Raw genomic sequence first — 14,426 nt, forward strand, 5'->3', positions numbered from 1 at the left:
TCAAGCCTCCAACACGCTTTTCTTGCCGAACAGGCCCCGTGCGCGGAACGTCACGACGACAATTAACAACAGATACATGGACAGCATCGACCATTCGGAGGCATAGGCACCGGACAGCCCGACCACCATGCCGACCAGGAGCCCGCCCAACGCCGCCCCCCAGAAGCTCCCGACACCACCGAGCACGATGATGAGAAATGCCGGGACAACGGCATCGACTCCCATATGCGGCCGGATTCCCCAAAGCGGCGCCATGATCACACCGGCGAACGCCGCGAGCATCGTGCCAAGGACGAACACCCAAACCCGCAATCGCGTCAGATCGATGCCGAGCGCCTGGACGATTTCGCTGTCATGGGCGCCTGCCTTGACCATCGCACCGAAACGCGTGCGTTCGACGATGAACCAGACGGCTCCCATGGCCACGATCGCCATGCCGGCAGCCCAGAAGCGATAGGTCGACCAGATCAGATCGAGCATGATAAAGCCGCCGGACATGTCACGCGGTACCGGCATCATGTAGTCGCGCGTGCCCCAAACCACGCGGATCAACTCCTCCAGCACCATGGCAACACCAAAGGTGAGCAGAAGCCCATACAGCGGATCGCGCCCATAGGTGCGGCGCATCAATCGTTCAAGCACAAGGCCAAAGGGCGCAACCAGGATCGGGGCTACGACAACTGCTGTGGCAAACCGCAAGCCAAGCGGCACCCCCGCCCACGCGATCAGGACATCCGGCGGCAACGGCAGTTTCGCCCCACAAATAGCGTAGGCAAAGTACGCCCCGAGAGCGAACAACGAGCCATGGGCAAGGTTGATCTGCTCCATCAATCCGAGGATCAGCATAAAGCCAAGTGCAATCAGGGAGAAAAGCAAGCCGAGCGCTATACCGTTCAGCAAATGCGGAAGGAGATTGAGCAGCGACATAAGCGTTCATCTATTCCAATGAGCGAGCATGAGCGCCCGGAGAACGTTCCGGGCGCTCATGCGTAAGCTTTATGTGTCGAAGACTGGAACGTCGGCGAGCGCCTTCATCTTGCATTTCTCCAGTGAGGCTTCGTCCACCGCCGTTTCGGGCTTGGTCCAGCTGATGACCTCATACAGATCCGTCTTGTCGGCGGGTTTTGCGTTGCGGCGGGCAAGATAGATCGTCTGCTGCACTTGATGCGTCACAGGATCGATATACGCATCGAAATGCTGCATGCGGTCGGCAGCGAGCATCTTGTGCCCTTCCAACTGCTTGATCACAGCATGATTGCTGGTCGTACCGGCGCGCTCGATGGCGCGCAGCAATTCGCGTGTCGCGATGTAGCCGTTGTAGGAGACATTCCCCGGCACCGGAATGGGCGACTGCGGATAGGTTGTTTGCCACCGCTTGACGAAGTCAGCAACGCCGGGTAGCGGCAAAAGATGATACCAGTTGGTGCCAAAGACGCCGAACAGCGTATCCTCCGCACCCCAGATATCGGGCCAATCCTGCTGATTGTTAATCCAGGCTGTTTTCTCTTCCAGCTTCAACGCACTGATCTGCTGACGTAGCGCCTTCATATCATCGCCGCCAACGGCCATGGCGACCACATCAGGCTTGGCCTGCTGCACCTTGAGGAGATAGGAGGTGAAATCGCGGGTATTCTGCGGGATCAGCAGATTATCGATGATCTGTCCGCCGGCTTTCTCGACCTCGGCTTTGGTCGCGGCCGATGTCGTGTGCCCCCACACATAGTCGTTGGTCAGCAACAGCCACTTCTTGCCTATCTTCTGAACCGCGTTCTGGACGGCGGCCTTGGAAAAATTGGTGCCGTTCCCATCCCAGACAAATTTGATGCGCGAGCAGTTCTCACCTGCCTCACTCGGTGCCGACGAGTTGGTGTTGAAATAGACGGTGCCGTATTTATTCGCGACTTGCGTGATGGCATTGGCGACGCCCGAATGCACGGCGCCGATCAGAAAGCCGCACTGCTCCTGCGTAATGAAACGCTCCGCGATGCGTGTACCTGTCGCCGCATTGGTTTCGGTGTCGGCCGTCGTCCATTCAATCTTGCGACCGAGCACGCCGCCTTTTGCGTTGAATTCATCAATTGCGAGGCGAATGCCACGCATATCGTCCTGCCCGCTATTGCCGTATTGGCCGCTGGCATCACAGGTGAGCCCCAACTTGATTGGCTTCTTTTCTCCCTGCGCCAGAACACGTGTGTGTTGCCATGGACCGAAAAATGTCGCTGTGGCAGACAGCAAGCCGCCCTTCACGAGGGCACGCCGGGACAGCCCGGACGTATCGCTACGTCGCTTCATTGTTTCCTCCTGGAATCGGCGGCTCTTTTATTGATGTCCGCGCATTGTATGGATTTAGAATAAACATTCCACGAAGTATGTAAAGTAGAATATACAAGTCAGAGAAATCGATGACCGCAAATACGAGCCAACCGCATGCCCACTAAAGCCAGAGCCCCCCAGCACGGCACTTATGAAAACCTCCGTCATGAGATCGCACGCCAACATCCGGATTTTTCAGATCGCCTCCGGGTGATCGCTGAGTTTGCACTTGAGCATCCCACCGAGATGGCGCTCGGGACCGTCGCGGAAGTCGCACAGCGTGCGAAGGTTCAGCCGTCCGCCATTGTGAGATTTGCGCGTGCACTGGGCTATGGCGGCTTCACGGAATTGCAACAGGTGTTCCGTTCAAGGCTCGTCGCCAGCGTGCCACCGAGCTACAAGGAGCGCATCACCGGGCTGCGACGCGACGGCCGCTTTCAGGATGCGAACAATCCTCAGGCGGTTCTGACCCGCTTCGCGTCAGAAGGCATGGTCTCGCTCGAAAGCCTGCAGGACCGCGTAAGGCAGGCAGATCTTGCGCGCGCGATCGAACTGCTTGGCGCCGCAGAGACGATCTACGTCCTGGGCCTTGGCGGCTCTTTCCCGGTCGCAGCTCATCTGACCTATGTTTTGCGCAAACTCGGGCGCCGCGTTGTTATCCTTGATGGACTTGGCAGCGCGCTTGGCGACCAGGCCGCTTCGGCGACGCCCGCCGATGCGCTCGTTGCCATCAGCTTCAGGGTCTACAATCCCGACACAGCGCGACTGTTTCCGGAACTCGTAGCCCGCCGCCTGCCCGTCATCTCGATCACGGACAGCTTGCTCAGCCCCATTGTCGAGGGTGCCAGCGTCGTCTTCGAAATTCCGGATATGCCGGAAGCCGCACTTCGTACGATGGTCGCCCCCATGTGTCTCGCCCAGACACTGGCCGTCGGTCTCACGCTTACACTCGACTGAAGATAACTCTCATTTAACTGACAGGATGAAGTCATGTCCGCTCGTATGCTGGAAGGCCAGGTCGCACTTATCACAGGTGCAGGTCGCGGGCTTGGCCGCGCCTTTGCCGAACGGCTCGCAGCCCTCGGTTGCCATATCGCTATTCACGGCATGCGCGAGCACGGCCCTGCCGAATTTGGTGGTACCGAAACGCTTACGGATGTCGCTCGATCGATAGCCGACAAACACAGCGTCCGCACTTTCAAGGTTCTCGGCGATCTTACGATATCGGAAGACATCGAGCGGGTCGTTCAAGTCACCGAGACCAATCTCGGCCCCATCGACATCCTCGTGCATAATGCCGGCGGTGACATCGCGGCTGCAGGCGGAAAGCCAAACCCAAATGATGTCGTAAATATCAAGGCCGAAGATGTGCGGGCCGTCATCGACCGTAATCTTCTTAGCACAATCTTCGTCTGCCAGCAGGTGGCGCGAGGCATGATGGACCGACGCCGGGGGCGTATTATCAACATCGGCTCAGTTGCAGCATTCAAAGGACGCACAAATGCATCGATCTACGCAACGGCGAAAGCCGGCGCGATGCATTTTACCCGGTGTCTCGCCGACCAGATGCGAATCTATGATGTCACCGTCAACACGATCGCCCCAGGCGACACACGCACGGAGCGGTTTATGGCAACACGTACCGTCGATCCGGCGCGCCTGATCCAGGAAGGGTCGCTCGACCGGATTGCCACCATAGACGAGGTTGCGCGCGTCATTGAGTTATTTGCCGGACCTATGGGAGCGTTCGTATCGGGGCAGGTCATTCGCGTCGACGGCGGCGGCCAGCTCTGGCCGGCATGAGCCTCAAACTCTCAGCTAGGTGACCATCGGGAATGCAGGAACCGCAATCAGTTCGGTATTAGTTGCAAGCCGCTGCGCAACTTCGCCACGAAACCTGCGGCACCTTTTTCACAGGAGTCCGCTTTGCGCCAGGAGCGGACATAGACCTTGCAAGCGAATAAGTGACATCCCTTTGTCTCGCAAGCCGACGGATCGGCGGATGTGACCGCACCTATTGCGGCGAACAATGCGTGCCGCCCTATCTTCTCGGTGACACGCCAGGCCCAGCGTTATCGTGGGTGGCGCAGCGCGCAGATCCGCCGCGTCCTGCAGGCGATCAGCGCCCGCAGCAGTCAATGGAAGTGGGTGGCCCCGTTGATATCGAAAATCGCACCGGAGGCGTAACCACTGCCAGCGCCGCATAAGAACACCGCGGTGGCGGCGATCTCTTCCGGCTTGGCCATGCGCTTCAACGGATAGAGCGATGTGTCATAGCCTTTGCCCTCGGTCATCGCGGTCTCTACCGGCCCCGGCGCAATGCCGTTCACGAGGACGTTGCGCGGTGCGGCCCTACTCGCCAGCCAGCGCACGAAGGAATGGATGCCGCCTTTGGCAAAGGCATAATGCGGCCCGGTGCGCAGACCGCCCATCCACCCGGCCACCGATCCGCACAGCACGATGCGGCCTTCGCCGGCCTCCATCATGCCGGGCAGGAAGGCGCGGGTCAGATTGATCGGCCCCTTCACATTGGCGCGAATGACGCGATCAAGCGACTCTTCCCAGTCCTCGGCCATCCAGTCGTCATGCGGTGCGATCGCCGCCGTATCGATCAGTCCATAGACCGGTCCAGTCTGCCTCGCGAGCGCCGTCACGTCGGGCCGCGAGCCGGTGTCGAGGCCGTAAATTTCAGAGCGGTCCGCAACCTCGGCACCGACGCGTTCGCGGATACGATCCTTGCCTGCGATATCGACCAGCACAAGCGTCGCGCCTTGCTGTGCGCATAGCTTCGCCGTAGCGCTGCCGATGCCGCCGGCCGCGCCCGCGATCACAATGCGCTGTCCGGTGAGATCGAATGGGGATTTTTCAGAAGACGTCATGACGATAATTCCCGCTTGTGTTACCACACCTCTGTAAACCCACGCAGAGTACGGTGTTCAATTCGGTTGACGTGACGACGGTCAGCGCGCCGGCGGCACGCCGCCATACGTCGTCAGATGCGAACTCGCGAGCCACCCAGCATCAATCGGAAGATTGATCCCGGTAACCGCCGACGCGTCGTCGGACAGCAGAAACGCGACGCCGCGTCCGATTTCTTCCGGATCGACCATGCGTCCCAGCGCGGAGCCTTCGATCAGCAGTTTCGGATCTCGCGTCCCACGTTCGATGTTGGCGAGCACCGGTGGGGTTCCCACATAGCCCGGCGACACCGCATTGACCCGCACACCCGAACGGCCCCAATCGGCCGCGAGGCACGCCGCCATATGAACCGCCGCAGCCTTCGAGGGCGCATAGGCGTGTAACGGCGCTGTGCGCGATGCCGTGACCGAGCCGGTGATCACGATGCCGCCGCGTCCGCGCTTGGTCATGCGCTTGCCGGCCGCAAGGCAGGACACGTAAACGCCGCGCAAATTGGCGGCGATTACCCTGTCGAATTCGGCGAGCGGCAGGTTCTCTGCACGGCCGCCGGACTGGATCACGCCGGCATTGGCGAACAGCGCCTCGATCGGCCCCAGCCGCGCCTCGATATCCGCGAAAGCCGTTTCGGTCGCGTGTTCATCAGTCACGTCGAACGGCACGGAGTCCGCGCCGATCTTCGCTGCAGATTCCTGATTGGCCTTCGCATTGATATCCGAAATGACGACGCGCCATCCGCGCTCGATCAAGATACCGGCTGTGGCTAGGCCGATTCCGCTTGCTCCGCCCGTCACCACGGCGATGCGGCCGCGCCCCTCGTCTCGTTTCATCCTGCACTCCCGTTGTCCGTTTCTTGTTGCACGCAGCAAAGCTGCGCGTTTGACGATGGCGACGGCGCTAGACCGCAAGATAGCGTTGCTTGATGTCCTCGTTGTGCCTGAGTTCATCTATGGTCGCGCGATACACGATCTGTCCCTTGTCGATCACCGTGGCATGGGTCGCGATACCCAGGCAGAAATGCATGTTCTGTTCGGCCAGCAGAATGGTGACGCCCATGCCGCGCAGCGTCTTGATAAGTTCGCCGATGGCCTGGACGATGATCGGCGCGAGGCCCTCACTGGGCTCGTCGAGCAACAACACATCGGGATTGCCCATCAGCGTGCGGGCGATGGTCAGCATCTGCTGCTCGCCACCCGACAGCCGGCCGGCCAGGCGGTCCTTCATCGAGGCGAGGATCGGAAACACCTCATAGATGCGCTCGCGATTCCAGTGATGGTCGCCGCGCGGCCCCTTCTTGGCGGCGACGATGAGATTGTCATCGACCGTATGGTCGGGGAACACCTGCCGGTTCTCCGGAACATAGCCGATCCCCGCGCGCGCGATCCTGTAGGACGGTCGACCGGCCAGCCCTTGACCTGCAAGAGCAACCTTGCCGCGGCGTGGCGGCGCGAGGCCGGCGATCATCTTGAACGTCGTCGACTTGCCGGCGCCGTTACGGCCGAGCAGCGCCATGGTTTGCCCCTGCTCGACCGCGAGATCGACGCCGAACAGGATCTGGCTGGCACCGTAATAGACGTCTGCCGCTTCGACATGGAGGAACGGGTCGGTCATCATGCCTCTCCCACTGCTGCGGAGAGATGGTGATCGGCACCGAGATAGGCGTCGATGACATCCTGATTGCGCCGGATCTCGTTGGCCGTGCCCTGCGCGAGCACGGCGCCGTATTTCAGCACATGGATTTTCTGGGCGATCTTGAAGACGATATCCATGTCATGCTCGATGAACAGCACCGTCATCTTCTTGACCTGCCACAGATGCTGCACCTTGCCGATCATGCGCCAGCGCTCGTCCGGCCCCATGCCCGCGGTCGGCTCGTCGAGCAGCAGCACCTTTGGCTCCATGGCGAGCGCAAGGCCGATATCGAGCAGCTTCTGGTCGCCATGGGAGAGATTGCGCGAGAGCGTCCCCGCCTTGTCCGCGAGCCCGAGCAGTTCGATGATCTCTTCCGTCCGCGCCTTGGCTTCCGCGACAGGAAACCGCCGCAGAAAGGTCCATGACTTGCGCAAATGAGAGATCACCGTCGCCATGATCGCCTCGGTGACGGTCAGGCTGGGGAAGATCTCGGCGACCTGGAACGCCCGCGTCATGCCGAGCCGCCCGACCTCGAGGCTCGATTTACCAACGATATCCTGACCGTCGAAAATGACCTTCCCCGAATTCGGCCGGAACGCGCCCGAGATCAGGTTGAAGAAGGTGGTCTTGCCTGCGCCATTCGGTCCGATGATCGCCGTGAGCGAGCCGTCGGGAAAATCGATCGAGACATTGCGCGTGGCGTGAACACCGCCGAAGCGTTTGTCGAGGTTCTGCACCGAGAGCATCAGGCAATCCTCTCCTTGGCGAAGGCGGCATCCTTGGCGGAAGCGTCCTGGGCAGGAGCCACCCTGGCCTCTTTGCGTCGCTGCAGAAATTCGACGATGTAATCGGCGATACCCTGCCGCAGACCGAGCACGATGGCCAGAATGACGATGCCCAGCACCAGGCCGTGATATTCTGTGTAGATGGATACGAAATGCTCGAGCAGGCGCAGCAGGATGGCGCCGATGATCGGCCCGACGAACAGTTGCGAGCCGCCGAGCATGATCATGAAGATGGCCTCGCCCGAGGTCGTCCAGAAGCCGAATTCCGGATAGGCGCCGGAGACGAACAGCGACAGCAGGATGCCGGCAACGCTGGCCATCGCACCGGCCAGGATGAACACGCCGAGCTTCATGCGAACGATATCGACGCCGAGGTAATTGGCCCGGTTCGGATTGTCGCGGATCAAGCGCAGCGTGTAGCCGAACGGCGACTGCCAGACCTGACGCATGATCAGGATACAGACGACGAAGACGCAAGCCGAGAAGATATAAAGCGACACACCGCTGCTGAGATCGATGCCGAAGAACGGGGGCCGCGGAATGCCGCCGCGCAAGCCCTGATCCCCGCCGGTCAAGCTGACCCATGTCAGGATGATCGAGTGGATGAACATCTGGAAGGCCAGCGTGATGAAGGAGAAATAGATTTCCTTGAGCCGCACGCAGATCGCACCGATCACCAGCGCAAGCACCGCAGTGCCGAGCACCGTGACGAGAATTGCAACGGGGATCGACACGCGGCCGGACTGCATCAGCAGACCGAACATATAGGCGCCGGACACGAAGAAGGCCGCATGCCCGAACGAGACCAGCCCCGTGAGCCCCACGAGGAGATTCAGCGACATCGCCAGCAGGCCATAGGCCATCACATAGATGAGGAAGTCGCGCAGCGATGGCTTGGTGAAGATGAACGGTACGACAATCAAAACGATCAGCACGGCAGCCGCAAAGAACAGATCGCGCAGGAACCCCGCTTTCATCATCGCGCGATCTCCCGGCCGAGCAAACCGCTGGGCTTGACGATCAGAACGACGGCCATCATGCCGAACATGATCCCGTCAACGAAGAGCGGGAAGCCGATCGCTCCGAAGGCCCGCGTGAAGCCGATGAGCAACGCTGCGATCAGCGCGCCGACAATCGATCCCATCCCGCCGATCACGGTGACGATGAAGCTTTCGATCAGGATCGATAGACCCATACCCGGCGTCAATGTGCGTGTCGGCGCCGCGAGGGAGCCGGCGATACCCGCCAACATGCTGCCGACGCCAAACACGGCCGCGTAGAGCAGCGTCGTGTTGATCCCGAGTGCGCCGACCATCTGCGGATTGATGGCGAGGGCGCGGATGATCTTGCCGATCCGGGTCTTCTCGATTGCGAGCCAGAGCATCGCGCCGATCGACAGGCTCGCGACGATCATGAAGACGTAATAGGCCGGAACGAAGCCGCCGGCGAATTCAAGCGGCGGAAGCGCGAACACGTCGGGCATGCCCATCATCTTGTATTCCGGGCCGGCAATGATCTTCACCAGATCGTCGAAGATCAGGATGATGGCGTAGCAAACCAGCAACTGCATCAGGATGTCCTTGCCATACACCTTGCTGATGATGAACCGCTCAAAGATGACCCCGATCAGGCCTGCCCCGAGCGCGCCGGCCAGGAATGCCAGTAAAAAGCTCGATGTCGCCTGATAGGTGAAGAAGGCGATATAGGCGCCAGCCATATAGAACGCGCCATGGGCGAAATTGATGACGCCGAGCACGCCGAAGATCAGCGACAGGCCGGACGCCACCATGAACAGCAGCATGCCGATGATGAGCGCCGTCGATATCTGCGTCACGGCGCAGGCTGACGATGACAGGCAGGAGGCAAGGGCTTCGAGGTTCACAGCGCAGTCCTTTGATGGTCTGACCTTCGATGGTCTGAACGAGCCTGTTCCGGCCGACGCGAACGGCAGGCCGGATGTGCGACGGAGCGGCCGAGCCCGTCGCCATGCGACGGGCCACGTCATCTAGCGACGATGCCCGCAGACAGCTCAGGCGTAACCCTTTTCCTTCTTCCACTCCTTCTCGAGCTCGACGATCTTCGACCATTCCGTATCGACGTAATCGACCACCCAGGGTGACTTGCTGACCGTCTTGCCCCATGCGACGGGGTAATTGATGATCGTATGATCGCTGTCACGCATGGTGATGCCGGCACCGCCAAACGGCTTCTTCACCGTCATGCCGGAGATTTCCTTCGCCAGCGCAGAACTGTCGGTATTGCCGTTCGTGCGACGCAGCGCCTCGATAATGAATTGCGACGCCGCGTAGTTCTGCCACGCCCAGTTGGTCGGCTCGTGCGGCGCCACCTTGACATAGGCATCGCAGAAGGCGGTGTTCTCGGGTGAACTCGGAAATCCGTTGTTATACCGATAGGCCGTGTTGAGTCCCTGCGGCAGGTTCTTGATGGCCGTCAGGATCGGCGGATCGCCAAGACCACCGGAGAAATAGGCGGTGTTCTGGAACAGGCGATACAGGTTCGACTGCTCGATAAACGCGACGAGATCGCCGCCCCACAGCGCCGAATAGACCGCCTGCGGCTTCACCTGCATCAGCTTGGTGATGCTCTCGGTGTAATCGGGCGCAAACAGTTTCGGCCAGAGCTGATCGACCACTTCGATCGACGGCTCGAACACCTTGGCGTATTGCAGAAATTCCGCGGTGTTGTCGCGGCCATAGGCGTAATCGGGCGAACAGGTCGCCCACTTCTTGAGCCCCTTCTCCTTGGCAATCTTCGCTGCGTAGCTACCACCTGCGACGGCATCATGGATGCCCTGTCGGGCGCATCTGAACACATTCTTGCTGAACTGCTTGGGGTCTGCCGTCAGCGACGAGGTTTCGCTGCAGGTATGGAGGCAAAGGATGCCGAGATCGCGCACGACCTCATGCACCGCGAAGCTGCCTGACGACGCCTCGCCATCGACGATGATATCGCAACCGTCATTATTGATGAGATCGCGCGTGACCTTGGCGGCTTCGTCGGGACGCCCCTTGGAGTCGCGGTCGACCACTTCGAATTTGCGGCCATTGATGCCGCCGGCTTCGTTTATCTGATTGAAAGCGAGCTGGACTGCAAACCGACTGGACGTGCCGAGGATTGCAACGCGTCCCGACAGGATCGTCGGCAGGCCGATCTTGATGACTTTCGCCTGTGCACCGGCGATATGCGGCGCGCCGAATGCGGCAAGGCCTGCCATGGCGCCAGCGCCCTTGAGGACGCGTCGGCGTGAAATGCCCTTGGTCGTCTTGGTCATTGAACCCTCCCTGATTTTGATGTCCGGCTTTGCCGGTACAGATTTTATTATTTCCAGATCAGCGTCGTCTTGGTGGCTTACTCTCCTCACTCGGTCCTTTGGTCGATCAGCGCAATACGAAGATCGTGCAGCAGGAACGGCGCGCTGTCCAACGGACTTTCCGAATGCCTCGCGTAAATTCGCCGCAGCGAGGTCGGGGACCAATGCTGCGGCGCCGACTCCTCTTGCCCGCGGCTTTCGCTCCGTCGGCCGCGGCATGGGCAGTTAGCTCAGCGCGAAGCCGCGATAACCGCTTTGCGCAACGTCGTCACAGATCGAGGTGTAGCGCGCCAATCCACCGGCGTAGGGCATGAAGACACGCGGCTTGCCCGGTACATTGGCGCCAAGATACCAGGACGAACTTGCCATGGGCAGCAGCGTCGCATCCGCGGCTTCGTTGACATGCGCGACCCACTTTTCGGTCGAGTCGGTATTGGCCTCGATCCGCTTTTGGCCGTTCGCGCGCATGTCGCGGATGCAATTGGTGATCCAGTCTACATGCTGCTCGATGGCAATCGGCATATTGCACAACACCGACGGGCTGCCAGGACCGGTGATGGTGAACAGATTCGGGAATTTCGGCGACTGCAGGCCAAGGTAAGTGCGCGGGCCGGCCGCCCAGGCATCCTTCAGCTTGATACCCTGGCTGCCGCTGATGTTTAGATTGACGAGTGGTCCCGTCAGTGCGTCGAAGCCTGTCGCGAACACGATGATGTCGAGCGCGTAGTCCTGCTTCGTCGTGCGGATGCCGTTCGCCGTCACCTCGACGATCGGTTCTGCCTTGAGATCCACCAGCAGCACATTGTCCCGATTGAACGTTTCGAAATAGCCGCTGTCGATCGGCGGACGCTTGGTCGCGAATCCATGATCGCGTGGCGTCAACATCTCTGCGACCACCGGATTCCTGACGACGGTCTTAATCTTGTCGCGGAGGAAGTCTGAGGCCGTGAGGTTTGCCTCGACGTTCTGCAGGACATCGGAAAACGATGCACGGAAGCGCAATCCGCCGCGCTCCCACGCCTTTTCATAGATCTCCTCCCGCTCCGCATCGGACACCGACAGCGCGGAACGCGTCGAGATCGTGAACGGATGTCCGTTGGTACCGGCGCGTGCCAGCCGCCAGATCTCGTCGTAATTGTCCCTTGTATGCTTGATGTCGTCCGCCGTCACCGGGCCGTTACGCGCCGGAATGCTGTAATTTGCCGTACGCTGGAAAACCGTGAGATGTTTTGCCTGCTCGGCAATAACAGGTGCGGTCTGAATCCCGGTCGATCCGGTTCCGATCTGGCCCACACGCTTGCCGCTGAAATCGACGCCCTCATGCGGCCACAGGCCGGTATGGTACCATTGGCCCTTGAAGCTATCGAGGCCCTTGATATCAGGCACATTGGCTGTCGAGAGACACCCCACTGCCGTAATCAGGAATGGCGCGGAGAAGAACTGTCCGTTCTTCGTCTGCACCGTCCAGAGATTGGCATCGTCATCGAACGCGGCCGAGGTGACCTCGGTGTTCAGCCGGATATCGCGCTTGAGATCGAGCTTGTCGGCGACGAAATTCAGGTATTTCCGGATTTCAGGATGTTCGGGATAGCGCTCGCTCCAGCTCCACTCCTGCTCGATCTCCTTGTTAAAGGAGTAGCAATAGTAATAGCTCTCGGAATCGCAGCGCGCGCCCGGATAGCGGTTCCAGAACCAGGTCCCGCCGATGCCATCGCCCTTTTCAAGCACAACGACGTCGAGGCCGAGTTCGTCCCGTAATTTGTGCAACTGGTAGAGGCCTGAAAATCCGGCGCCGATAATGATCGCGTCACAGGCATGGCTCGATTGTTCGTTCACTGCAAAAGCAGTGCTCTCCTTGCTCGCCAACGGTCGTCTCCCCGTTCGTTTATGAGCGGCTTCGCATGGCCGCGCTATTGCCTCGAAGGCTAGAGATTTGCCGGATGGCTTTCCATACTCTATCGTTCAAACCTGATGTGAATTTCCGTCACAAGAGAAAAACGTGAACCGCTACACAGAGATGCAGGTTTTCGTCAGGGCCGCGGAAGACGGCAGCTTCTCTGCAGCGGCCCGGAACCTTGCCATCACGCCGTCCGCAGTCAGCAAGCTGATTGCGCGGATGGAAGAACGGTTGGGCGCGCTGTTATTCCGCCGTGCGCACCGCAACATCGTCATGACTCCGGAGGGAGAGGTCTTCTATCGGGCGGCGCTTGCAGCCATCGAAGCCGTCGAGGCCGCTGACGCGACGATCTTCAGCGGCAAGCTCGGTCGCGAAACCCTGCGCATTCGCTCGATGCCGATCTTCGGACAGGTCATCCTCGCCAAGAAGCTCCCGGAGTTCTGCCGGCAGCATCCCGACCTTCAGGTTGAACTTCAGCTGCGGATCGATCCCGGGCCGCTACTTGACGAGGGAACCGACGTTGCGATTCATGTTGGGCACCTCAATGACTCCTCGCTCGTGGCCACGCGATTTACGAGCACGCGATGGATCATTTGTGCGTCGCCGAGCTATCTGGCCGAGTACGGCACGCCGTCACATCCCAACGAGTTAGCGGACCACGCCTGTCTCAATTTTCATTCGTCCATTGCCGCCAGCACATGGACCGTTCGCGGTGCCGATGGCTTGTCCACACCGCTCGCCGTCAAGAGCCGTGTACGCTCGAACCAGGCTTCGATCCTTATCGAGTTCGCGCGCGCTGGCCTCGGCATCGTGCGATTGGTCGAAGTCCAAATCGCCGACGATCTCGCCCAAGGCCGCTTGGTCGAGCTCTTTCCGGAACATCAGTGCCCAGAGGAACATCCCATCTATGCGGTGTATCAGAGCCGCCGACTGGTAAGTAACCGTGTCAGGGTCTTCTTAGACTTCCTCAAGACGAAACTACCCGATCCGCCGCCTTGGCGGTATTGGCGGGACCAATAGACGTCCGCTTTGCGCCAGAAGCGGCCGCCAAGTGTATGTAATTCTCCGATTGACGAGATATAAGCGGGCCATGAGTTCTTTCGGTGTCTGTCCCCCGTTACGAATGCCTCCGGAAGACGGAACCGCTATTTTGGTCAGATCGTCTCGGCGTGGCAGCCGCTATCTGTGCAACGTTACTACAAAAAGACTCTTTAAAAACAGGTGCCGCCAAACCGCTCGCGGCCCTTGATCTGGGCGGCAGCCTGCGCATCGTTCGGCAAGGGCGGCGTGATCGTCAGCCAGAAGCGGACGAACAGGGTCAGCGTTTCCGCGGTAACCCCAAGATCGCGTTCGAGACGTTGGACTTGGCTCGACAGCCGGTCGAGACGGCGCGCGAACGCCGCCTCGCGCCGATCCTCCCCATCCGGAGACAGAAACGAGGTGACCGCCGCTTCCACGATCGCCGATCGGGAAAGCTTCTTGCGGTCGGCAAGATCGGCGATCTGCTTCAGAAGGTCCGGCGGGAAATACACATTCATCCGGTCCCGCATGG

At 60.1% G+C, this 14,426-nt stretch carries 13 protein-coding genes and 1 pseudogene; 3 read left to right on the forward strand and 11 right to left on the reverse strand.

Features of this window, described 5'->3' with window-relative positions:
- Window positions 1-927, reverse strand: coding sequence for a branched-chain amino acid ABC transporter permease (locus AC1DUY_RS16635; RefSeq protein ID WP_175368212.1), 927 nt, complete (start codon window positions 925-927; stop codon window positions 1-3).
- A gap of 69 nt (window positions 928-996) precedes the next feature.
- Window positions 997-2,292, reverse strand: a complete 1,296-nt coding sequence (locus AC1DUY_RS16640; protein WP_120288867.1) for an ABC transporter substrate-binding protein — start codon at window positions 2,290-2,292, stop codon at window positions 997-999.
- 135 nt (window positions 2,293-2,427) lie between these two features.
- Between AC1DUY_RS16640 and AC1DUY_RS16645 the strand changes: the two genes are divergently transcribed.
- Together AC1DUY_RS16645 and AC1DUY_RS16650 are read left to right on the forward strand one after the other, a co-directional pair.
- A complete protein-coding gene (locus AC1DUY_RS16645) occupies window positions 2,428-3,270 on the forward strand; it encodes a MurR/RpiR family transcriptional regulator (RefSeq protein WP_439057579.1) in 843 nt (280 codons plus the stop codon).
- 33 nt (window positions 3,271-3,303) lie between these two features.
- Window positions 3,304-4,116 (forward strand): SDR family NAD(P)-dependent oxidoreductase, encoded by an 813-nt coding sequence (locus AC1DUY_RS16650; RefSeq protein WP_231077720.1) that lies wholly within the window; start codon window positions 3,304-3,306, stop codon window positions 4,114-4,116.
- Between the two features lie 332 nt (window positions 4,117-4,448).
- Here the strand turns inward: AC1DUY_RS16650 and AC1DUY_RS16655 are convergent, their stop codons facing one another.
- From AC1DUY_RS16655 to AC1DUY_RS16690, 8 genes are all read right to left on the reverse strand, one after another.
- Window positions 4,449-5,192 (reverse strand): SDR family NAD(P)-dependent oxidoreductase, encoded by a 744-nt coding sequence (locus AC1DUY_RS16655; RefSeq protein WP_478115631.1) that lies wholly within the window; start codon window positions 5,190-5,192, stop codon window positions 4,449-4,451.
- Window positions 5,193-5,273: 81 nt separating this feature from the next.
- Window positions 5,274-6,059, reverse strand: a complete 786-nt coding sequence (locus AC1DUY_RS16660; RefSeq protein ID WP_231077722.1) for an SDR family NAD(P)-dependent oxidoreductase — start codon at window positions 6,057-6,059, stop codon at window positions 5,274-5,276.
- Between the two features lie 67 nt (window positions 6,060-6,126).
- Complete coding sequence (locus AC1DUY_RS16665; protein ID WP_374725681.1) at window positions 6,127-6,840, reverse strand: ABC transporter ATP-binding protein; 714 nt, start codon at window positions 6,838-6,840, stop codon at window positions 6,127-6,129.
- Window positions 6,840-7,607, reverse strand: a complete 768-nt coding sequence (locus AC1DUY_RS16670) for an ABC transporter ATP-binding protein (protein WP_478115634.1) — start codon at window positions 7,605-7,607, stop codon at window positions 6,840-6,842. Before AC1DUY_RS16670 ends, AC1DUY_RS16665 begins: the two co-directional genes overlap by 1 nt.
- A complete protein-coding gene (locus tag AC1DUY_RS16675) occupies window positions 7,607-8,626 on the reverse strand; it encodes a branched-chain amino acid ABC transporter permease (RefSeq protein ID WP_231077724.1) in 1,020 nt (339 codons plus the stop codon). The genes AC1DUY_RS16670 and AC1DUY_RS16675 overlap by 1 nt, the downstream gene beginning before the upstream one ends.
- Window positions 8,623-9,528: a branched-chain amino acid ABC transporter permease gene (locus AC1DUY_RS16680; protein ID WP_089263793.1), complete on the reverse strand. Its 906-nt coding sequence runs from the start codon at window positions 9,526-9,528 to the stop codon at window positions 8,623-8,625. The genes AC1DUY_RS16675 and AC1DUY_RS16680 overlap by 4 nt, the downstream gene beginning before the upstream one ends.
- 147 nt (window positions 9,529-9,675) lie before the next feature.
- Window positions 9,676-10,938, reverse strand: a complete 1,263-nt coding sequence (locus tag AC1DUY_RS16685) for an ABC transporter substrate-binding protein (protein ID WP_120288860.1) — start codon at window positions 10,936-10,938, stop codon at window positions 9,676-9,678.
- Window positions 10,939-11,202: 264 nt separating this feature from the next.
- Window positions 11,203-12,813 carry a flavin-containing monooxygenase gene (locus tag AC1DUY_RS16690; protein ID WP_478115637.1) on the reverse strand — a complete coding sequence of 537 codons (1,611 nt, stop codon included), beginning with the start codon at window positions 12,811-12,813 and terminating at the stop codon, window positions 11,203-11,205.
- Window positions 12,814-12,976: 163 nt separating this feature from the next.
- On the opposite strand from AC1DUY_RS16690, the gene AC1DUY_RS16695 reads away from it, so the two are divergent.
- A complete protein-coding gene (locus AC1DUY_RS16695) occupies window positions 12,977-13,894 on the forward strand; it encodes a LysR family transcriptional regulator (RefSeq protein ID WP_089263791.1) in 918 nt (305 codons plus the stop codon).
- Between the two features lie 203 nt (window positions 13,895-14,097).
- Here AC1DUY_RS16695 and AC1DUY_RS16700 read toward each other — a convergent pair.
- Window positions 14,098-14,424: pseudogene (locus tag AC1DUY_RS16700) on the reverse strand (CopG family transcriptional regulator); the annotation flags it as partial.
- Between the last annotated feature and the right edge of the window lie 2 nt (window positions 14,425-14,426).

Source organism: Tardiphaga sp. P4_G1 (assembly GCF_056401215.1).